Origin of the sequence: Leptotrichia sp. oral taxon 879 str. F0557 (assembly GCF_000469385.1) — a bacterium.
Lineage (GTDB): Bacteria > Fusobacteriota > Fusobacteriia > Fusobacteriales > Leptotrichiaceae > Leptotrichia > Leptotrichia mesophila.
In genome coordinates this window covers 34,785-55,259 of sequence record NZ_KI271304.1, presented here as the reverse complement: position 1 = coordinate 55,259, position 20,475 = coordinate 34,785, and the positions used below count along the sequence as shown (strand labels likewise).

General features: G+C 29.6%; 19 protein-coding genes and 1 tRNA gene. 12 read left to right on the top strand and 8 right to left on the bottom strand.

Annotated elements, in window-relative coordinates; genetic code table 11:
* Positions 1-11 precede the first annotated feature (11 nt).
* The 5 genes from HMPREF1552_RS03965 to rpmA all read left to right on the top strand — a co-directional run bounded on the left by HMPREF1552_RS03965 (position 12) and on the right by rpmA (position 2,175).
* Complete coding sequence (locus tag HMPREF1552_RS03965) at positions 12-782, top strand: SDR family NAD(P)-dependent oxidoreductase (RefSeq protein ID WP_021743802.1); 771 nt, start codon at positions 12-14, stop codon at positions 780-782.
* Between the two features lie 127 nt (positions 783-909).
* A tRNA-Ser gene (locus tag HMPREF1552_RS03960) sits at positions 910-996 on the top strand.
* Between the two features lie 114 nt (positions 997-1,110).
* Positions 1,111-1,419 carry a 50S ribosomal protein L21 gene (gene rplU, locus HMPREF1552_RS03955; RefSeq protein ID WP_021743801.1) on the top strand — a complete coding sequence of 103 codons (309 nt, stop codon included), beginning with the start codon at positions 1,111-1,113 and terminating at the stop codon, positions 1,417-1,419.
* A gap of 47 nt (positions 1,420-1,466) precedes the next feature.
* The gene (locus tag HMPREF1552_RS03950) at positions 1,467-1,805 is read left to right on the top strand and encodes a ribosomal-processing cysteine protease Prp (protein WP_021743800.1); all 339 of its coding nucleotides are present in this window, start codon (positions 1,467-1,469) and stop codon (positions 1,803-1,805) included.
* Positions 1,806-1,881: 76 nt separating this feature from the next.
* Positions 1,882-2,175 carry a 50S ribosomal protein L27 gene (gene rpmA, locus HMPREF1552_RS03945; protein WP_021743799.1) on the top strand — a complete coding sequence of 98 codons (294 nt, stop codon included), beginning with the start codon at positions 1,882-1,884 and terminating at the stop codon, positions 2,173-2,175.
* Between the two features lie 582 nt (positions 2,176-2,757).
* On the opposite strand, the gene HMPREF1552_RS03940 is transcribed toward rpmA, so the two are convergent.
* Entirely contained in the window at positions 2,758-4,392 is a 1,635-nt protein-coding gene (locus HMPREF1552_RS03940; RefSeq protein ID WP_021743798.1) for a malolactic enzyme, read from the bottom strand.
* A gap of 649 nt (positions 4,393-5,041) precedes the next feature.
* Between HMPREF1552_RS03940 and HMPREF1552_RS03935 the strand changes: the two genes are divergently transcribed.
* Positions 5,042-5,536: a hypothetical protein gene (locus HMPREF1552_RS03935; RefSeq protein ID WP_021743797.1), complete on the top strand. Its 495-nt coding sequence runs from the start codon at positions 5,042-5,044 to the stop codon at positions 5,534-5,536.
* 157 nt (positions 5,537-5,693) lie between these two features.
* The gene (locus HMPREF1552_RS03930; RefSeq protein WP_039901140.1) at positions 5,694-5,876 is read left to right on the top strand and encodes a hypothetical protein; all 183 of its coding nucleotides are present in this window, start codon (positions 5,694-5,696) and stop codon (positions 5,874-5,876) included.
* Between the two features lie 321 nt (positions 5,877-6,197).
* On the opposite strand, the gene HMPREF1552_RS03925 is transcribed toward HMPREF1552_RS03930, so the two are convergent.
* The 7 genes from HMPREF1552_RS03925 to HMPREF1552_RS03895 are packed head-to-tail and all read right to left on the bottom strand — an operon-like array spanning position 6,198 to position 12,562.
* The gene (locus HMPREF1552_RS03925; RefSeq protein WP_021743795.1) at positions 6,198-6,722 is read right to left on the bottom strand and encodes a gamma carbonic anhydrase family protein; all 525 of its coding nucleotides are present in this window, start codon (positions 6,720-6,722) and stop codon (positions 6,198-6,200) included.
* A gap of 19 nt (positions 6,723-6,741) precedes the next feature.
* Positions 6,742-7,512, bottom strand: a complete 771-nt coding sequence (trmD, locus tag HMPREF1552_RS03920) for a tRNA (guanosine(37)-N1)-methyltransferase TrmD (RefSeq protein WP_021743794.1) — start codon at positions 7,510-7,512, stop codon at positions 6,742-6,744.
* A gap of 33 nt (positions 7,513-7,545) precedes the next feature.
* The gene (gene rimM / locus HMPREF1552_RS03915; RefSeq protein WP_021743793.1) at positions 7,546-8,055 is read right to left on the bottom strand and encodes a ribosome maturation factor RimM; all 510 of its coding nucleotides are present in this window, start codon (positions 8,053-8,055) and stop codon (positions 7,546-7,548) included.
* Positions 8,056-8,089: 34 nt separating this feature from the next.
* Entirely contained in the window at positions 8,090-8,509 is a 420-nt protein-coding gene (locus HMPREF1552_RS03910) for a PTS-dependent dihydroxyacetone kinase phosphotransferase subunit DhaM (RefSeq protein WP_021743792.1), read from the bottom strand.
* Positions 8,510-8,545: 36 nt separating this feature from the next.
* Positions 8,546-9,109, bottom strand: coding sequence for an RNA methyltransferase (locus tag HMPREF1552_RS03905; protein ID WP_021743791.1), 564 nt, complete (start codon positions 9,107-9,109; stop codon positions 8,546-8,548).
* Between the two features lie 21 nt (positions 9,110-9,130).
* A complete protein-coding gene (locus tag HMPREF1552_RS03900; RefSeq protein ID WP_021743790.1) occupies positions 9,131-10,216 on the bottom strand; it encodes an O-antigen ligase in 1,086 nt (361 codons plus the stop codon).
* A gap of 51 nt (positions 10,217-10,267) precedes the next feature.
* Entirely contained in the window at positions 10,268-12,562 is a 2,295-nt protein-coding gene (locus HMPREF1552_RS03895) for a U32 family peptidase (RefSeq protein WP_081686573.1), read from the bottom strand.
* A gap of 380 nt (positions 12,563-12,942) precedes the next feature.
* Between HMPREF1552_RS03895 and HMPREF1552_RS03890 the strand changes: the two genes are divergently transcribed.
* From HMPREF1552_RS03890 to HMPREF1552_RS03875, 5 genes are all read left to right on the top strand, one after another.
* On the top strand, positions 12,943-13,386 hold the full coding sequence (locus HMPREF1552_RS03890) for a DUF3290 family protein (RefSeq protein WP_021743788.1): 444 nt from the start codon (positions 12,943-12,945) through the stop codon (positions 13,384-13,386).
* A gap of 57 nt (positions 13,387-13,443) precedes the next feature.
* On the top strand, positions 13,444-14,076 hold the full coding sequence (locus HMPREF1552_RS03885) for a DUF421 domain-containing protein (RefSeq protein WP_039901138.1): 633 nt from the start codon (positions 13,444-13,446) through the stop codon (positions 14,074-14,076).
* 386 nt (positions 14,077-14,462) lie between these two features.
* A complete protein-coding gene (locus HMPREF1552_RS03880; RefSeq protein ID WP_021743786.1) occupies positions 14,463-16,115 on the top strand; it encodes a Na/Pi cotransporter family protein in 1,653 nt (550 codons plus the stop codon).
* Positions 16,116-16,496: 381 nt separating this feature from the next.
* Positions 16,497-16,709 (top strand): hypothetical protein, encoded by a 213-nt coding sequence (locus HMPREF1552_RS12150; RefSeq protein WP_021743785.1) that lies wholly within the window; start codon positions 16,497-16,499, stop codon positions 16,707-16,709.
* Between the two features lie 1,039 nt (positions 16,710-17,748).
* Positions 17,749-20,448 carry a cation-translocating P-type ATPase gene (locus tag HMPREF1552_RS03875; RefSeq protein ID WP_021743782.1) on the top strand — a complete coding sequence of 900 codons (2,700 nt, stop codon included), beginning with the start codon at positions 17,749-17,751 and terminating at the stop codon, positions 20,446-20,448.
* Positions 20,449-20,475 lie beyond the last annotated feature (27 nt).

Genomic DNA, 20,475 nt, shown 5'->3' with positions numbered 1-20,475 from the left:
AGTGAGTTTTTATGAATAGAAATATTTTTATTACTGGAGCTACAAGTGGAATTGGGAAGGAAACAGCTTATGCCTTTGCGAAAAATGGGGACAATGTGATTTTGTGTGCCAGAAATGTAGATAAATTGAAAGAGATAAAGGCTGATATTGATAGAAAATATGGTACTAATGCGTATATTTTCGTTCTTGATGTCATGAAATATAATGATGTTGTAAAATTTACTAAGAAAATATTGGATGATGTGAAAAAGGTGGATATTCTTGTGAATAATGCAGGACTTGCCTTGGGACTGGATAAATTTCAGGAATATGATATTGTGGATATTGAACGAATGATAGACACTAATATAAAAGGATTATTGTACGTTACAAGACAAATTTTACCAAGCATGGTTGAAAATGATGAGGGACATATTATAAATATTGGCTCAACTGCTGGAATTTATGCTTATGCAGGAGCTGCTGTATATTGTGCGACTAAATCTGCTGTAAAGGTTTTGAGCGATGGAATCAGGATTGATACAATTGATAAAAATATTAAAGTAACTACTGTTCAACCTGGAATTGTGGAAACTAATTTTAGTAATGTGAGATTCCATGGGAATACAGAGCAGGCTAAGAAGGTTTATGAAGGAATTGAGGCATTGAAGCCGGAAGATATTGCAAATATAATAGTTTATATTGCAAATCAGCCAAAACACGTACAAATTTCAGATATTACAATAATGGCAACAAATCAGGCAACTGGATTTAATATTTACAGAAAAAATCAAAATAAATAATACTGGGTAATAATGAAATTTCAAGAAAATAGTAGTATCTACACATAAAGAGATATATGGGATACAATAAATTCGTTGACTTTTATAGGCAAGTTTAGTATAATATTTGTAGTTATTTTGTAAAAGTGGAAGTATCGCCTAATGGTATGGCAGCAGCTTGGAAAGCTGTGGGCGGTTAAACGTCTTGTGGGTTCGAGTCCCTCTACTTCCGCCATTTATAAAAATAATTTGACAAATTAGTGAAAATATAGTAAACTAATTGAGATATACGCATAAAATTGGTGGCTAATACCAATGATAGCGATAAATTATTTGGAGGTGAACATAAATGTTTGCAGTAATTAAAACAGGCGGAAAACAGTACAAAGTAGAAGTTGGAACTGTATTAAAAGTTGAAAAATTAGCAGCTGATGTTGATTCAGACATCGAAATTAATGAAGTTCTATTAGTTGGAGAAAGAGATAACGTAACAGTTGGAACTCCAGTTGTAGAAGGAGCTAAAGTTGTAGCTACAGTTAAATCTCATGGAAAAGCTGATAAAAAAATTAACTTTAAATATAACAAAAAAACTTACTACAGAAAAAAAGGGCATAGACAATCTTTTACAGCAATTGAAATTAAATCAATCAATGCTTAATTGTATTTTTTAATATAATTTAGATTGTGAAAGCTGTTGTGGTTTGAATGATAAGAATAGAAATTCAAAGACAAAAAAATAAAATAACATATTTTGAAATAAAAGGACATGCAAATTTTTCAGAATATGGAGAAGATGTAATTTGTGCAGCTGTTTCGTCAGTAGGACAAATGACAGTAAATGGACTTATTGAAACTTTGAAACTTAAGAAAAAATTGAAGTTTACTGAGGAAGATGGGTATATTTTCTGTGATTTAAAAAATTCTGGATTGACTGATGATGAACTAGAAAATGCAGATATTTTGGTTGAATCAATGTATTTGTATTTGAAGGAAGTTGCAAAAAGTTATAGTAATTTTGTGAAACTTAAAGAAATAAAAATATAAATTTTAAGTTCAGAAGTTAAGATTTGAAAAGAATCCAAGAAATAAAATATGAAAAAGAAATCGAGGAGGTTGGAAAATGTTATTAAAATTAAACTTACAGTTATTTGCCTCAAAAAAAGGGCAAGGATCAACTAGAAATGGTAGAGATTCTAACCCTAAATATTTAGGAGTAAAAAAATATGATGGAGAAGCTGTAAAAGCTGGAAACATTATTGTAAGACAAAGAGGAAGTAAATTTCACGCAGGAACTAATGCTAAATTAGGAAAAGATTACACTTTATTCGCGTTAACTGATGGATATGTAAAATTTGAAAAATTTGGAAATGGTAAAAAAAGAGTAAGTATTTATCCTGAAAGAGTAGAAGCATAGTAATAAAATTGTATAATATATTTTTGAAATACTGTCTTAGAAATAGGATAGTATTTTTTATTTGAATTTTATAAAATAAATATTTATTAATGGATATTTTTCTAATGATTTATAAGAAAACTTCTTTAAAAGCGAACTCAAAAGCAATGACTACTAACTCAACCCTTATATTTATATGATTTTTAGTATTTCAATTTTGAATGAGTTCAAGTACACATATTTTTTAGTAAAAGAAGTCAATTGAAATTTAGTTTATATCTTTTGTTATCTATAACTTAATGAATAATACCTAAAGGACTATGCAGTATTTTTTTGAAAAAAAATTAAATTAAACTTATTAAAAAAATAAAAATATATTATTTCTTTATTTAGTAGAAAGGGGAGTAAGCCTTTGCAAAAAAAGTTTATAATAAGTTTAAATCTACTATTTTAGTAGTTAATAACAATAAATATCTTTTTTACTGTATTTTTTAACTCGTTACAACCCTATCTACTCTATCCATGTATTTTTCATTTATCAAATAAGCAGTAAGTATCTAAGTTTTTAGAATTTATTTTACTCTTAAAAATTGGAAAAATTAATTAAAAATCCTTGTATTCAGGAATCCATTTTGCATTTTTTATTGCTTCTTTTAAATCGCTTATGGGTTCTGTATTTAATTTTTGATCTAGTACGCTTTGTCCAACTGACAGTGCCACAGTTTCAGAAAATTCTGTCAGTTTTGATACTGGAGGAAGTACAGCAGCTCCAGGTTTTGTTGTGTCGATAATTCCACCTAGTGAATGTGCGGCTGCTGAGATTATTTTGTCGTTTACAATCTTTGATTTTGTTGCGATAATTCCAAGTCCTAACCCAGGATAGATTAGAGCATTGTTTGCTTGTCCAATTTCATAGGTGATTCCGTTAAGCTCTATTGGGTCTGATGGTATTCCTGTTGCAACCAGAGCTTTTCCGTCTGTCCATTCGATAAGATCTTTTGCACTGGCTTCTGCTAGCCTTGTTGGGTTGCTAAGTGGAAAAATTATTGGTCTTGCAGTGTGTTTTGCCATTTCCTGAACGATTTCCTTTGTGAAAGTCTTTGGCACTGTGGAAGTTCCGACAAGTATAGTTGGTTTTACAGCTTTTACAGCAGCTTCCAAAGTAGTTAATTCATTTGCATTTGTAAATTCGCTTCGTTTTCTTGCAAAAGGAGTTTGTTCTGGAGTTAGTCCTTCTGTGTCTTCAAATAATAAGCCTTGTCTGTCAACTAGATAAAACCGTTTTTTTGCCTCTTCTTCAGAAAGCCCCTGTGCAACCATTTCATTAAAAATACGTCTAGCAATTCCAGCTCCAGCAGTTCCTGCACCAAAACACATATAAACTTGCTCAGTAAGCTTTTCGCCTGAAATTTTTAATGCGCCTAAGATTCCAGCTAAAGTGATAATTCCAGTTCCCTGTATATCGTCGTTAAAAGTTGTGATTTCATTTTCATATTTATTTAAAATATTTGCCGCATTTAATCTTCCAAAGTCTTCCCAATGAAGATATAAATTTGGGAAAAGTTTTTCAGCTGTTTTTACAAATTTGTCTATAAAGTTATAATATGCCTCTCCTCGAACTCTCTCAAATCTATTTCCTAGATACAAGTCGTTTTCCAGCAGTTCTTTTCTATTTGTTCCAGCATCAATTACAACTGGCAGGATAGTAGCGGGATTAATTCCAGCGGCGGCAGTGTAAACCATCAGTTTTCCAACTGAAATGTCAACTCCGTTAGTTCCCCAGTCACCAATTCCAAGGATTCCTTCTGCATCAGTAACGACAATTAAACGGATTTTTCTATTGTCAGCAGCATTTTTTAAAATAGTTTCTATGTTTTCTGGTTCTTTTACTGACAAATAAGCCGCATTTTGAGGATTTACAAATAATTCACTGTAATTTTCTATGCTTTCTGCAATTACAGGATCATAAACAATTGGCATAAATTCAACTACGTGTTTGCTAAATAAATAATAAAATAATGTTCTGTTTGTATTAAAAATTTCCATTAAGAAATGTCTTTTTTCAATTAACTTGTCTTTTTTCAGAAATTGTCCATAAGCCTGTTTTGCCTGTTCATCTATAGTCTGAATATACGGTGGTAAAAGTCCTAATAATCCATATTCTTCTCGTTCTTTTTTTGTAAAAGCTGTACCTTTGTTAAGGAATGGATTGTTTAAAATTTCATAACCTAATTTCATAAATAATCACCTCTAAATAATATTTCAAATTTATTTTTTGCAATAATCAGATAATTCAAGTATAACACTGAAATATTCTGAAATCAATTTGTTTATCCTGTTATTTAAATTATTTTTTTTGTCTGTTGTAAAATAATGTAATAATATATTGTAACAAATTTAAAAAATCATGACAATTATGTATTAAAATATTAGTAAGGATAGAATATTAATGAAAAAATATTATAAAAATTGCATTGAATATGTCTTAAGAATTTTTGTTAAATGCCCGAAATCTATAATTTTGTGTCTTTGAGATTACATTCACCCTTTAATTTCTTTTTTATTTAAATCTAGTATGTTTTTTAGTTTAGTATAAACTTAACAGTATATTTGTTAAATAAATACTAGAACAAAATTCTGTTTATAAACATATTCCGCTATTAATATATTCTGAATTATGTTATAGTAAAACTTATTTAAAAGCGAATTCAAAAGCTATGACTACTTAACTCAACTTCTCAATTTATATAATTTTAGCAGTTTCATTTTAAATAGGTTTGGGTGTATATTAAATTTTATTTTTTAAAGTATTTTTTTCAGTTTATTTTAAGGTTCGTATGATAGAATCAATTTGTAAATCAAAATTAGAGCAGGAGAGTGGAAAGTTATGAAAAAATTAATTCTAGTATCAATGTTGGCAATAGGAATGTCTGTATTTGCAGAAAAATTTACACCTTCAAATAAAACATTGGAAATTTCATTGAATGAGGTATTGGAAGGAGCAACTCCTAACGGTTATTACTGGATGGATGGAAGTTTTGATAACAACAAATATCCTGAAAGATATTCATTTTTTATAACGGAGGATAATAAAGGGAAAATAGATGAATTAGTCCAAGGCTATGAAATTGGTAAAAAAACAGGTGGAGAAATACAAGAAAAAATCTATGACGATATTGATGATGACAGTACAGTATACGGATCATATAAAATTTATTCAGCAGGGAAAAAAGGTGTATATTATGTAAATAATTACGTAGCCTTGGATGGAAAAAAACACGCAAGATTGTATTTTGGATTTGATAAAAAACACAATACAGTAGTTATACTTGATAAAAACTTAAATGTAATCGAAGTTCTACAAAGAGTAGCCGTAAATTAAAATCTTAAAATATAAAGTAAAAATTAGAGAGCAGTTCAATATAAGATTGCTCTTTTTTATTTTAATTAATAAGTAATTTGACAAAATATTTAAATTAGAGTAATATATACGCAGAAGGATAAAATAAATTAAAATATCGTTGGTGGAGGTAAAAATTGTGAGCAGTAAAAAATATCAAAATTTATTAATTATAGTAACCTCTGTAATTTCTTCCATACTTGGAAGCAAAGTTATTGATATGTACGGATGGATTCCAGGATTATTGACTGCAGCAGCGATAGGTGCTGTTATTGGGTTAGGCGGAAAGTATTTGTTTAAGTTTTTTAATAAAACTGAATAGGTAATTTTTAATATTGCGCTAGAAAGGGACTTTCTGTATGTTTTGAAGCTCCTATTTTGATATATTTTAAGCTATATAACATAGTCTGTAATTCAAAATGTATTAACATTTACTATTTAAACAGAAATAATAGAAAATAGTTTATTTTATAATTTTCAGTATTTCATTTTTCCCATTTTTATCATTTTAGCTTCATTGTTATTAAAGTACAAAGTAATTTTCCAAATTTATTGCTCCTAAGAAAATATAAAAATAATCAATAGTGAAATAAAAAAGACAACCTTTAGGCTGCCCTTAAACAAACTACACTTTATGCTTTTTTTAGATATTCTCCTTTTTCAAAGTTTTAGTAAACAGTTTTCCATTTTTTACATAATGGTCAGCATTTTTTTGAATATGTTCTATCTCTTCATCAGTCAATTTTCTCACTATTTTAGCAGGACTTCCTAAAATGAGAACACCTTTCTCATAAGGAATTTTATGAGTAACTAAAGAACCTGCACCTATAAGACAGTTAGGAGCGATTTTTGTCCCGTTTAAAACTGTGCTGCCCATTCCTACTATCACATTATCTCCTATTTCACAGCTATGAAGTATCACATTATGACCTACAGTAACATTTTCTCCCACGATACAGGGAAGTCCAAAATCAGTATGTAATGTCGAATTATCCTGAACATTGCTATTTTTCCCTATAATTATTTTCTCCACATCTCCTCTTAGTACCGCACCGAACCATATATTTACCCCGTCATTCAGTTCTACATTTCCCATAACATCAGCACTTTCAGCAATAAACACTTCTCCCAATATTTTAGGTTTTATCCCGTCCAATTCATAAATCATCCTGAACACACTCTCCTAACTACATATTTTTCTTTTTCAAGTATTTCTTATAAACTTTCTTAAATTCTAAATCTTCATCAATATTTTCTAACTTTTTTTTAAACAAATCCATTCTATTCTTCATAGTTTTCTCAATTGAGTGAAACTGCCTATATTCATCAATTTTAGCATGATTGCCACTTCGCAATACTTCTGGAACAGTATATCCATCAATTTCTACAGGTCTTGTATATTGGGGAAATCCAAGAAGTCCGTTGTAAAATGAGTCTGTTTCAAAAGATTCTTTTTTTATTACACCTTCCTTTATACGAATAACAGAGTCCATAATTACAAGGGAAGGCAAGTCACCACTGCTTAGGACATAATCTCCAATGGAAATTTCTTCATCTACAAATTTATCAATTACTCTTTGGTCAAGACCTTCGTAACGCCCTGAAATAAGTACAATTTCATCTTTTTCTGAAAGTTCAGTAACTTTTTTGTGAGTCAGCTGTTTTCCTTGTGGGGATAAGAAAATTACATAAGGTTTTTTTGAATTTTCGTTATTTTCGTTGTTGTAAAATTCATAGTTTTCGTAAAAGAAGTTCCAGTAGGCTTCTGGCTTTAAAACCATTCCAGCACCGCCGCCAAAAGGGATATCGTCCATCTGGCTGTGTTTATTTCTAGTATAGTTCCTTATGTTTACAATATTAAAATCGATGATATCTTTTTCAGTTGCTCTTTTTAGTATCGTTTGGGATAAATATTGTTCAAATAATTCAGGAAATAGTGTGAGTACGTTAAATTTCATTAATTTTACCTCTTGTTTATTTTCAAATTATATCTATTCTCTCATTCCGTCAATCAGGCTTACTTCGATTCTGTTATTTGGAAAGTCTATTTTTGTTACAAATTCATCAATTAATGGAACCATAATTTCTTTTTTTGTATTAATATCTTCTATAATTAAGATGTTGTGTGCTGCAGTTTCCATTACATCAATAATTTCTCCAATTTTTTCATTTTCAGAAAATACTTCTATTCCAAATAAGTCTTTTACATAAAAATCATCTTCATTTCTTTCAGGGAGCAAATCACGGCGTATTTTGACCTTATAGCCATTCAGCTCTTTTGCGGCATCAATATTTTCAATTCCTTCAAAGTCTAAAATTGCTTTTTTGTCATTTAGCCTTTTTACGTTTTTTACGACAAGTAATTTCTTTTTGTCATTTTTTTCAAGAAGAACACGCTCATTTTCGATAAGCTCGATATTTTCAAAAATTGAGGTAATTTTAACGCTGCCACGTAAATGATGTGTTCCGACAATTGTTCCTATATTTACTAAGTTTTCCATTATTTGTTATTGCTTCTCTCTTTCTTGAATTTTTTTAAATTTCTTTTTTTAATTTTGTGAATTTTCTGCTATCTTCAGCAATTGTTTTTAAGTCAGCTAAGCTAATTCCATCAAAGTTAGCTGCAACTGCTGAAATTATTCCTTCCACCAATGGGGCATCTGCAATTTTTGCTTCAACTTGCCCTTCCAGCTCTTTTATTGCCTTAGCTGCATTAAATACAGAACTTCCCATATCTACGAAAACAAGTACTCCAGCACCGTTATCAGCACGGATTATTGCTTCCTTGACATTTTCGATATTTGTTCCGTAAACTTCCCTGCTTGCATTTCCACCATTTTCCAATGCAAAGTCTTCCTGCTTAAATACTTTTACAAAATTAATAATTTCCTGTGCAAGTGTGTTACTGTGGCTAACTACCACAATTCCTACTAAGTTATGATTATTTTCTTTCATTTTTTATTTATGTCCTTTCATATTATGGTTATATTTTTAGTTTTCTCCTAGCAATCTGTCTAAAATTATTGAAACAGCACTTCTGACAGACAAATGATTATATCTGGTATTCCCACGGATTGGCTCCAGAATTTTATAGGATAAATCCATAATTTCATTTGTAAGGCCCCATCCTGTTCCAAATAAAATTAAATACGGAGTATCATCTTCGATGATTTCTTTGCCTAAATCAGCATATCCAACAGTATTTGGAAAAATTTTTGCTGAAGTTGTAATAATTTTTGGTTTTTTTCCTTCAATTTTTTCAATTGTTTCTATAGCACTTTGGACAGAATCTTCAAGTTCTGTATTTTCAAAGGCTTCGTTTCTATTTTTGTTAAATTCTATCCCATTTCCTTCAGTCCAGTATCCGATAATTCTGCCAGTCAGCTCTTTTTGGGCATCAACTGGAGTTATAATGAAATATTTTTTTATATCGTAAGTTCTGCAAGTCCTAGAAATATCGTGTATATCAAAGTTTGTGACAGAAGTTGCCACAACATCGTTATTTCTGTTGTAAACAGGGTAGTGGACAAGCCCCACATATATGTTATCTCTCATTTTGATATTCCTTTCAGTTTTTTATTTATTTCGTCTCTGCCTGTAGCCACGTATCTGTTCATTTTGCTCCTTATAAGCTAAAGCCATAATAAATAGTAGTACAGTTTGTACCCAAAAAATTGCAAAATCGGTAAAATTATGTACTACAATTCCAGCAATCAGAGCAATTTTTAACACATTATTTCTGTCATTTCTCAAAATATCATATAAGTAGCGTAAAAACACAGCAAATAATGCTATTGTCCCAATTAGTCCGTAACTTAAAAGCAGTTCTACAAGTGCATTATGTGAATGTGGATACACATAATTGGTAAATTTGTAGTAAAAAAAGTTTCCGTGTCCATACAGGATATTGGTTTTTTTAAAAATTCTAAACGCCATATCAATAATTTCAACTCTCAGCCAGAAATATTCTATTAATGTACTTTCACGCAAGAATGGGAAAACGCCTGAAACTACTCCCAAAATATATGATAAAAGAATTAAAATACATCCAGCAAAATATCTTCTTCGTAAAAAGTAGAAAAATAATGTAAATATTCCTAAAACAACTGCAATTAACGAAGATCTTGAACCAGTAAGCAGTATTGTCAGAATATTCATTAAAAATACAGCAAAATTAATTTTTGATTTTTTTTCAAAAGTAAAATATAAATTTATGATTGCTGACATCATCATAATGCTTCCTAAATAATTTGGATTAAAGTACGCAAAGTATCCGATTCTGTTATGTGTGAATAAAAATTCTCCTAACCCAACTAAAAGCGAAATTCCCGAAAATTTTGCCATCCATTCCAAATTATTTTTTTTAAATTCTACATCAACAATTAACGTATAATAGCGCCCAACTACAATACATAAAAATATGGGAATTGCCATTAGACCTAAAATATTTTTATAAAAGGCGGAAGTTATAAGTGAAAATCCCAAAACAATTCCCACTGTAATGAGCGACTTGTCCTTAAATATTTTTTTATATTCTCCAGTTATAAATATATTTATTAATATTAGAATGCTAAATAAGATAACTAAAGCATAATGTATAAAAATTGAAGCACCTAAAAGTAAATACAATTTTTCTAGATACTTCTGATTTTTTGTATCCAAGTTTCCTCCTTATAGTTATAATAACATAGTAAAACTAAATTTTAAATTTTTTTATAATACTCCCTGCTCAAAGGCATAAGGAGTATATTTTCCACTTTTTGTATCAATGCTTTTAATAATTTTTTTCACTTCCGTTGCTGTTTCAAATGTGAAATCTAGCCTCAATTCATCTAAATTCAGTTCATAAATATCATCCAGCCTTGGTATCAGATTCATTGGCTTATCTAGATAGAGTTCAATATTATCGAGTTCATTTTTTACAATTTTGTACTTGTCATAAAATTCTCCTTCCAGCTCCTTGTATTCCTTATCAAAAATTTTATGTTCGATATACATTCCTTTTAGGTAACCGTAAATCACAAGCCCTTTTTTCAGTTTGTCAGATTTTATGTTTTTTAATTGCCGATAACTTAATTCTGGCGATAAAAATACTGTTTCAAGATTATTGAAAGTAGAAAACATATCAATTGTATGATTATTGAAAACATTTAAGTTCCAGTCCAGCGTTTGTCCTTTTGCTCCAGTTTTTTCTCCCATAATTGCCTGATAAAGATTGGAAACTAGGTTTGTACCTGTTTTTATCTTATCTGTTTTTGACAAATTCTTTTCCTTTGCAACATCAAACTGTTTTCGGTAAATTTTTGTTATTCCCATTTCACGGCAGGCGTTTTCCTGCTCATCATTTGTAACAAGTGCTGAAATAACAGGTTTTTTACTATCTTTAGATTTTCCATTTTCCAGATTAATTGTTTCAAAATTATATTTTTTTCGCTCAATAGCAGTTCTTTTGTAAGAGCCAAGCAATTTTTCCAAAAGTTCTGAAACACATTCTCTTTTGAGATTTTTTAGTTCACTAAAAGGAATGAACGAAGTTCCATCATAATTAATCTGAATTTTACCAAGTTCAAAAGTCGTATCTCCAAGTTCGCCAATTTTCTCTGCGATTTGTTCTTTCGTAATCAATTTTTTGGCATCTTGTTCAATAAGATTCCCTTTCTTTGTCACAGAAATTATCTCGTTTTTCAAATTTTCAATTTCCAGCGTAAGTTCGATTTCTTGACCTTTTTTTGCAAGTAATGTTGCATTAACAGCGGCATATCTTTTGGAAACTTTTATATTATGGATAATTCTGTCGTTAATTTCTTTAGAATAATTTTTGTAAATATATTTTGTTCCTTTTGGTAATTTTCCGATTGAAACAATGTCAAATCTATTGGCTTTTTGGACTTTTTCTTTCTCATTGTGACTATTTTGCTTTTTATTTTTATTTTCAGAATTTTCACTTTTTCCAGTTTCAATAATCCGAATTTTATTTACATATTCTCCGCCAATCTGCTCAAAATTCTCATCTACAAATTGAACACCATCTCCTAAAATTAATTCATCATCAATTTTAAAGTTATTTGATTCTCCAATTCTTGCTCCAAGAAAATATCCAAAATTTGAAGAATATTTAAAGTTCATAAGTTTGTTATCCAAATAAAAATACCCTTTTGAATATCCACGGTTAAACAACTTATAACTTTCCGTCGGACGTGGAGTGCCTTTTAAAATATTGTCATAGTAGCTTACAGTCTCGAAAACGTACTCGCTCGATTTTTTTCGCCCTTCAACTTTTATCGCATCAATTCCAATATTTTTTAACATATTGATTTCTTTTTCTTGTAATAACTGGTCATTAGGGCTTAAAAAATAAGCACTTTCTCCATTTTCATCGGTAAACTTTTTACGGCAGGAATAGGCACAAAGTCCACGGTTTCCGCTTCTTCCACCAATAAAGCTGCTTATGTAGCAATTTCCAGAATAAGAAATACAAAGTGAACCTGAAACAAATATTTCCAGTTCAATGTCAGTTTTTTCACGAATGCTTTTTATTTCTTCAAAGGAAAGTTCTCTTGCAAGGCAGACACGAGTAAGTCCTAATTCTTTTAATTTATTGGCTTCTACGTGATTTGCCACAGTCATCTGAGTACTTCCATGAATTTTTAAATTTGGAAAATTCTCCTTCAAAAACTTAACAAATCCCAAATCTTGTACAATGAACCCATCAATTCCGTGTTCATAGACTCTTTTAATATTGTTATACATGCTGTTAATTTCGCTATCCTTTAAAATTGTATTCAAAGTCATAAGAGTCTTTACTCCACGTGAATGAGCATAGTCAATTCCGTTAAGTACTTCTTGTATAGCTAGATTTTCGTTATTTCTTCTTGCTCCAAATCCTTTTAGACCAAAAAATACTTCATTAGCTCCAGCTTTTACAGCGGCGACTAGTTTTTCATAATTTCCAGCTGGCGCTAAAATATTCATTTTTCTTTTTTTATCAAAATCTATTACTTCTTCCAATTTAATTTTCTCTCCATTTTTTCTAAAAATTTTATCTCTTAATATTATAGCAAATTTGCTATTTTTTTCCAATTTATTTTTTAAAATAAAAACCAAATTCTAAATTGTACAAAATTAGTAATTTTTTATATTTTGATTATAGGTTCAGAATTTACGGAAATGAGTAATTTTAAGTAAATAAATTATAAAAGATATTTATTAAAATTTACCTCTTGATAAACTTTAAATAAAAATCACTAATTTGAAAATTTTAAGAATAAAATTTAGAAACATATTTAGAAATTCAAATTATTTTTTTTATAAAATTCTTTATTTATTGATAAAAAAATGATATTATTAAAGCAACTAAACTATAAAAAGGAAGGAGAAAATACCAAAATATGGAATTTTATAATTTTATTTATTTGGAGAACAAAAAAATTATAACTGATAAATTTTTTCTTATTATGATTGTTTTAGTAATTGCATTTGTATTATTTGCATTTTGGAAATGGTTTAAGGGAAGTATTTCTTTAAGAGATAAGCAGCTTAGCATGCTTGGACTAATGTTTATTTTTCTGTTTGGCTTGTATCATTTTGAAAATTATAGGGCTAGAAATAATCAGGAAAAAGTTTATAAAAATTCGGCAAGTGTTATTAAAAAATTAGCTGAAAAATTTAAAGTAAGAGAAGATGAGATTTTTATAAATACTCCTGAAATAACAGAGCATACGGTTTATAAAATAAGAGATAAATTTTATCAGATTCATTGGGTGGATAACAATATTCTAGTTGAACAAATGACAGTACCTTATGTGGATGAGATTAAGACATTTAAAAAATAGTGATATTTTTTATTTCTAAAAAAGCAAAAAATAGTAAAGAAAGTGAGATGATGTAATTTGGATTTTATAATTCCTGTGGCGATAAAACTTACAATCGGATTTATTGCTTTAGTAGTATTTATGAATTTAAACGGACGAAGCCAGCTAGCACCAACTTCAACAGAAGATCAGATAGGTAACTATGTTCTTGGGGGAATTATTGGAGGTGTAATTTACAATCCGAGCATAACAATAGTTCAGTTTTTAATAGTACTGTTAATATGGGGACTGTTAATGACAACGATAGATTTTCTAAAAAATTCAAACAAAAATGTAAAAAAAATGATAGATGGACAAATTGTATACTTAATAAAAGGTGGAAAAATGCTAACAGAAAATTTTGCTCAGGCAACTCTTTCTATTCCTGATTTTTATACAAAGTTAAGAACAAAAGGAATTTTTAAAATATCTGATATTGAAGATGCTTTCATGGAATCAAACGGACAGCTAATTGTTATACAAAAAAATGATGAAAATTATTCAAATTTATTAGTTTCCGAAGGTAAAATAATGGAGGATAACTTAGAGCATATTGGAAAAAATGATGAATGGCTTAAGGAAGAACTAGCAAAGTACAATGTTTTAGATATTAATGATATTTTCCTGGTGGAATACAGTAATGACGATAAGCTTTTTATTGTGAAAAAATAATATAAAATATAAAATACTCGGATTTAATAGCGTGAATTATTATTTTGGGTATTTTTTTTATTTGTACTATTTCTTTGAAAAAATTATTTTTCAGCAAATTGAATATTATATTTTTTAAGTTATTGTTTTCAAGAATACAAAATTCCATTGAGAAAATAATTACTGCTTTAATAATATTGTATTATTTTATATATAGACGGATAATAATTTAAAAAACTTGAAAAATAATTAGCATTCTTAGAAAAAAAATTACAATTTTTTGTGGAAAAATAATAGAAAAATTAAAGAAAATATGATATAAATATAGCGAAGGGAGAATTTATCTAAAATTTGAACTTTAATAAGAAATCACAATCAAAAAATAAAAATAAGAGAGGATTGGTTTGATGAACGGAGCAGCAGCTAGTGCAATTAATTATCAGCAGATGGCATTTGGATTCCTGGGAGGACTGGGATTATTCCTATTTTGTATAAAGTATATGGGGGACGGGCTGCAAATGGCAGCTGGAGATAGGCTTCGATATATTTTGGATAAATATACAACTTCACCGTTTTTAGGAGTTCTAGTTGGAATTTTTGTAACAGCTTTGATACAGTCGAGTTCAGGAACATCAGTTATTACTATAGGTTTAGTTGGAGCAGGACTTTTAACTTTAAGACAGGCAATAGGAATCATTATGGGAGCAAATATCGGTACAACAATTACAACTTTCATAATTGGATTTAACATTACGCATTATGCATTGCCAATACTGTTTTTAGGAGCGGCGTGCCTATTTTTTGTAAAACATAATTTCATAAATAATTTGGGTAGAATTTTATTTGGTTTTGGAGGAATATTTTTTGCATTGACATTAATGTCAAGTGCAATGGAACCGCTTAAACATTTACCAGCATTTACAGAATTAACAATAAAATTAAGCAATAGTCCAGTTTTAGGAGTATTTATCGGTACAATGATTACAATGCTGGTTCAGGCTTCAAGTGCCACAATCAGTATTTTACAAAATGTGTATCAGGAAAATCTTATAACGTTAAAAGCCGCATTGCCTGTGCTTTTTGGAGATAACATCGGAACAACTATAACAGCAATAATTGCAGTAATTGGAGCAAATACTTCGGCAAAAAGACTTGCTTTGTCTCACACAATGTTCAATGTTATAGGAACAGTTATTTTTATGATTTTCTTATCGCCATTTTCAATGTTTGTGGAAAAAATGGCTCAGTTTTTTCATTTGAATCCAAAAGTAACAATAGCGTTTGCACATGGATCATTTAATATTATGACAACAATTTTATTATTTCCATTCATTGGAGTTTTGGAATACATCGTTGTAAAGTTGATTAGGGAAAAAGATGAAGATCAAGTTGAACATAAGCCAAAATATTTAGATTCAGCATTGATTTATACACCTTCGATTGCATTAGGGCAGGTAAAGCAGGAAATGCTTTCAATGATTTCGATAGCATTAAAAAGTTTAGGAAGAGCAGTTGAATTTTTTCATGAACGAAATGAAAAATTAGCAGAAAAAGTTGAGAAAAGAGAAGAGGCAATAAATAATATTGATCAGGAAATTACAAAATATCTAACTTCATTATCCCAAGAACATATAACTGAAAAAGATGGAGAAGAAATCAGCATGTATCTTGATATGTGCCGTGATGTAGAGCGTATAGGAGATCATGCGATTGGAATTGTACGAGATGTACAATATGAAATTAAGAAAAAATTGGTATTTACTAAAACGGCTCATGAAGAAGTTCAAAAATTATTCTTTATATCAAAAGAAATTATAGAAACAGCTGCAGAAGCCTTGAAAAATGATGATACAGAAAAAGCTTTTGCAGTAGTTGATTTACATAATAAACTTTATGCTAAAGAAAAGGAAGTAAGAAAAGCACATATAAAACGTGTAAGCAAACATGAATGTGATATAAAAGCAGGACTTTATTACATCGATGTCATATCACATTTCACAAGAATTGGAGATCATGCGAGAAACTTAGTTGAGAAAATGATTGAAAACAAAGCAAATTAGAGGATATAAAAATAAGCTAGTGATAGCTTATTTTTATATTTTGTAGATAATTTAAGAATAAAAATTTTTTTCATACGAAATTTCATTTAACTAACAGAATAAATCTATTGACGAAGAGTTATACTTTTTACCAGTTTATCTGTAAGTGAATTTATAGTGTCACATAGTCTATCAACTACAATATTTAATATTTTGAATATCCTGTTGTGTATTATTTGTTTTCAGATTTGTTTAATGGGGGTGGCGGTAGATGTGCTAATAATGTTTCTGGGCGTCTTTAAATCTTTTGATTTATACCATCTCCATTTAGTTAATTTGGAAAAACGCTAATGTTACTTGTATTGCAGTTGGGTATAACTAAAGCATATCTGTCCTTATACAATGACAGGAAATACTGGATCTGAACTTGTTGCTGCATCAGAAGTACCTAGATTTTTCCAAAACTCGCTTCATCTTCAAATATTATTCTTAATTGTCCTATCTGGGTTTTTTGTTTTGGTTTCCTGCACAAGACTTGCAACTTTTTTAGACTGCTCGATTACTTTATCATTCGCTTTCTTTGAATGTCTGCTTCTAGGATTATTTTTTCTGTAGCCAAGAACTCTGTATATCTGTTCATAAAGTGTACCCTAAAGTTTAGATGGTTTTTACTTTCTCTATTTTTTTTAAGATTTCTTCATATTCATTTAAACTTGTAAATACTATTTTACTGTGTATTTTGTATTATTATATTAAAAATTATTTAGAATTGTACTATCTTATCAAACAAAATACAGAAGTAAGGGCTTCCTCAAGCATATTATAGTAAAACTCATTTAAAACTGAACTAATTTATTAAATAAAACAGAAGTAACTGCTTCTTCCAGTGTATTAAAATTATGAGCTATGTCTTCTAATTTCTTTTTAAGGTTGACCCATACTTTATTTAGATCTAGTGAATATGGTGGAAGAAATAATCGACAATGCTCCATTTCCTTAATTACCTTTTTTATATCCTTTTTCTATGAAATCTGATATTATCCATAAATATTAGTACACACTTCTTTAATTTTTCAATATTTCTTAAAAATATTTTTCTGAACCATTCTTCAAAAAATTTACTTTCCATTATTTCTGTGTTTTATCTGTTTTTTTTATTGTGTATCTTAATTTTTTCAGTGATGCCCTCACTGTCTCCTTCTTAAGCTTTATCTATTCATACAGTGTGCTAGAACTTATATTGAATTGAAATAATGTTTTTGTTTTTCCATTTTTGTAATAAAAATTTAAAATTGTTTTTCTATAATCTTTTTCATATATATAATACTATTATATTTTTATATTTTTAGATCGTTTTCGTATAGGTTTTATTATAATATTTTTTTGTAACAAATGTTTGACATTTATACAGCTTTTTAAAAAAAATTTTAGAATTATAGTGAAATAAATTTAATTTTAGTGTATAATATAGGAAATATTTTATATAAAGGAGTCTGATAGAAAATGTACTAAACTTATGTAAATTTCTATTATTTAATAGAATGAAAAATATATAAATTATAAAATTAATTTTAGTATAATTTTAAAATATATTCATTTTTTTTGAAATTTAAATAAAAAAGTAAATATAATTATAGAAAGAGGTGTAAAAATTATGTGGTTTACAAAATCACAAAATGAAGTTTTAAAGGAATTAAATGTAAATCATAAGGTTGGATTGACAACAGATGAGGTAAATACAAGGCTCGAAAAATACGGGCAGAATAAATTAAAAGGGAAGGCTAAAAAGACATTGCTGCAATTATTTATTGCACAACTTCAAGATATGCTAATTTATGTGTTAATTGCGGCGGCTGTGATAAATTTGATAGTGGATATTAAACACGGCTGGACGGATGCTTTGATTATAATGGCGGTAGTGCTTATAAATGCGATAGTCGGGGTGGTACAGGAGTCTAAGGCTGAAAAGGCACTTGAGGCACTGCAGCAAATGACAACTCCTAAGAGCTTGGTTCGAAGAAATGGAGAAGTTATAGAGGTTAACTCAGAAGATTTGGTTCCAGGAGATATTTTGGTAATTGATGCTGGGAGATTTATTCCAGCTGATGTAAGACTTATAGAAAGTGCCAATTTACAAATTGAAGAGTCGGCACTTACGGGAGAATCAGTACCAAGTGAAAAAAATGCTGATTTTATTACAAAAGATGAAAAAATTCCTGTTGGAGATAAGGAAAATATGGCATTTATGTCAACTATGGCTACTTATGGACGTGGAGAAGGTGTTGTAGTTGCAACAGGAATGGAAACTGAAATTGGTAAAATTGCAAAAATACTTGATGAAGATGAAAATACATTAACTCCTCTTCAAATAAAGCTGGATGAACTTGGTAAAACTCTTGGTTATATTGCAATGGGAATTTGTGCTGTAATATTTATTGTTGGAATTATTCAAAAACGTCCTATCTTAGAAATGTTTATGACGTCAATAAGTCTGGCAGTTGCCGCAATCCCTGAAGGACTTGTTGCAATTGTTGCAATTGTGCTTGCAATGGGTGTAAATAAAATGTCAAAGAAAAATGCGATTGTAAGAAAATTGCCTGCAGTTGAAACATTAGGAGCAGTAAATATAATCTGCTCGGATAAAACAGGAACATTGACGCAAAATAAAATGACAGTTGTAAAAACTTATACACTTGATAATTTGAGGGATATACCGTCAGAAAGTAGAGATTTTGTGGCAAATAAAGATGAAACTGAATTAATTCGTTCGTTTGTCCTTTGTTCAGATGCTTCTATTGACAGTGGACAGGATATTGGAGATCCTACAGAAGTAGCGCTGGTTGTACTGGGAGATAGATTTAATCTTGAGAAAAATACTTTGAATGTAGAGCATAAAAGAGTAAGCGAAAATCCATTTGATTCAGACAGAAAATTAATGTCAACCTTAAATGAAGAAGGGGATGGCAAGTATAGAGTCCATACAAAAGGTGCTATTGACAATATTCTAGTAAGAGCAGATAAAATTTTAGTGGATGGAAAAATTGTTGCATTGACTGAGGAAATGAAAGAAAAAATATTAAAAGTTGCAACAGAAATGTCTGATGATGCACTTCGTGTGCTAGGAGTAGCTTTTAAAGATGTGGATACTGTAATTTCTCCAGAGAAAATGGAAAAAGAACTGGTTGTAGTTGGAATTGTTGGAATGATTGACCCTCCAAGAACGGAAGTAAAAGATTCGATAACAGAGGCAAAAAGTGCCGGAATTACTCCGATTATGATTACAGGAGATCATAAAAATACCGCAGTTGCCATTGCGAAAGAATTAGGAATTGCTACAGATATAAGTCAAAGTTTGACTGGTGCTGAAATTGATGAGCTTTCAGATAAGGAATTTTCTGAAAATATTAGCAAATATAGAGTTTTTGCAAGAGTATCGCCTGAACATAAGGTAAAAATTGTAAGAGCATTTAAGGAAAAAGGTAATATTGTTTCAATGACAGGAGATGGAGTAAATGATGCTCCGTCGCTTAAATTTGCTGATATTGGTGTCGCTATGGGAATTACAGGAACTGATGTTTCCAAAGGTGCAAGTGATATGATTTTGACTGATGACAACTTTACTACGATTGTTCATGCGATTGAAGAAGGAAGAAACATTTATAATAATATCAAAAAAACTATCATATTCTTGCTTTCATGTAATTTGGGAGAAATAATTTGTATTTTCTTATCAACATTATTAAATTGGGACTTGCCATTAGTTGCAACACAGTTATTATGGGTAAATCTAGTTACTGATACATTACCTGCATTGGCACTTGGAATTGATCCAGGGGATAAAGATGTAATGAAGCGTTCTCCAAGAAATCCTAAGGAAAGTTTCTTTTCGGAAGGTGCAGGAATGCGGGCAGTAATTGGTGGAACATTAATTGGTTTGCTGACATTAGCTGCATTTTATATTGGAATTAACGAAACTGGAATGATTGGGAACTTAGGACAGCTGGAAGCAATGGCAAAAAATGGAAATGAAGCTGCAAAACACGCATTGACACAAGGTAGAACAATGGCGTTTATCGTGCTTACGGTGTCGCAGTTATTTTATTCATTAACAATGAGAAATAGCCAAAAAACAATATTTGAAATTGGAATTTTCAAGAATAAATATTTAATATATTCAATTATAATCGGAATTGCGTTACAAATAGGATTGACTTCATTTGCACCAATTGCAAAAATATTTAAAGTGACAAACATTTCATTTGGAAATTGGGATGTAGTGCTAATATTTGCACTAATACCATTCGCAGTTAATGAAGTAATAAAGCTAATTTCAAGAAAGAGAAGCAGTAGTTAGCTATTTAATGGAAATCAGGCAGGGATA

Bases quoted from the DNA above. Each gene is read 5' to 3' on its own strand.
- HMPREF1552_RS03965 (WP_021743802.1), top strand. From the start codon at position 12: ATGAATAGAAATATTTTTATTACTGGAGCTACAAGTGGAATTGGGAAG.
- rplU (WP_021743801.1), top strand. From the start codon at position 1,111: ATGTTTGCAGTAATTAAAACAGGCGGAAAACAGTACAAAGTAGAAGTT.
- HMPREF1552_RS03950 (WP_021743800.1), top strand. From the start codon at position 1,467: ATGATAAGAATAGAAATTCAAAGACAAAAAAATAAAATAACATATTTT.
- rpmA (WP_021743799.1), top strand. From the start codon at position 1,882: ATGTTATTAAAATTAAACTTACAGTTATTTGCCTCAAAAAAAGGGCAA.
- HMPREF1552_RS03940 (WP_021743798.1), bottom strand. From the start codon at position 4,392: ATGAAATTAGGTTATGAAATTTTAAACAATCCATTCCTTAACAAAGGT.
- HMPREF1552_RS03935 (WP_021743797.1), top strand. From the start codon at position 5,042: ATGAAAAAATTAATTCTAGTATCAATGTTGGCAATAGGAATGTCTGTA.
- HMPREF1552_RS03925 (WP_021743795.1), bottom strand. From the start codon at position 6,722: ATGATTTATGAATTGGACGGGATAAAACCTAAAATATTGGGAGAAGTG.
- trmD (WP_021743794.1), bottom strand. From the start codon at position 7,512: ATGAAATTTAACGTACTCACACTATTTCCTGAATTATTTGAACAATAT.
- rimM (WP_021743793.1), bottom strand. From the start codon at position 8,055: ATGGAAAACTTAGTAAATATAGGAACAATTGTCGGAACACATCATTTA.
- HMPREF1552_RS03910 (WP_021743792.1), bottom strand. From the start codon at position 8,509: ATGAAAGAAAATAATCATAACTTAGTAGGAATTGTGGTAGTTAGCCAC.
- HMPREF1552_RS03905 (WP_021743791.1), bottom strand. From the start codon at position 9,109: ATGAGAGATAACATATATGTGGGGCTTGTCCACTACCCTGTTTACAAC.
- HMPREF1552_RS03890 (WP_021743788.1), top strand. From the start codon at position 12,943: ATGGAATTTTATAATTTTATTTATTTGGAGAACAAAAAAATTATAACT.
- HMPREF1552_RS03880 (WP_021743786.1), top strand. From the start codon at position 14,463: ATGAACGGAGCAGCAGCTAGTGCAATTAATTATCAGCAGATGGCATTT.
- HMPREF1552_RS12150 (WP_021743785.1), top strand. From the start codon at position 16,497: ATGACAGGAAATACTGGATCTGAACTTGTTGCTGCATCAGAAGTACCT.
- HMPREF1552_RS03875 (WP_021743782.1), top strand. From the start codon at position 17,749: ATGTGGTTTACAAAATCACAAAATGAAGTTTTAAAGGAATTAAATGTA.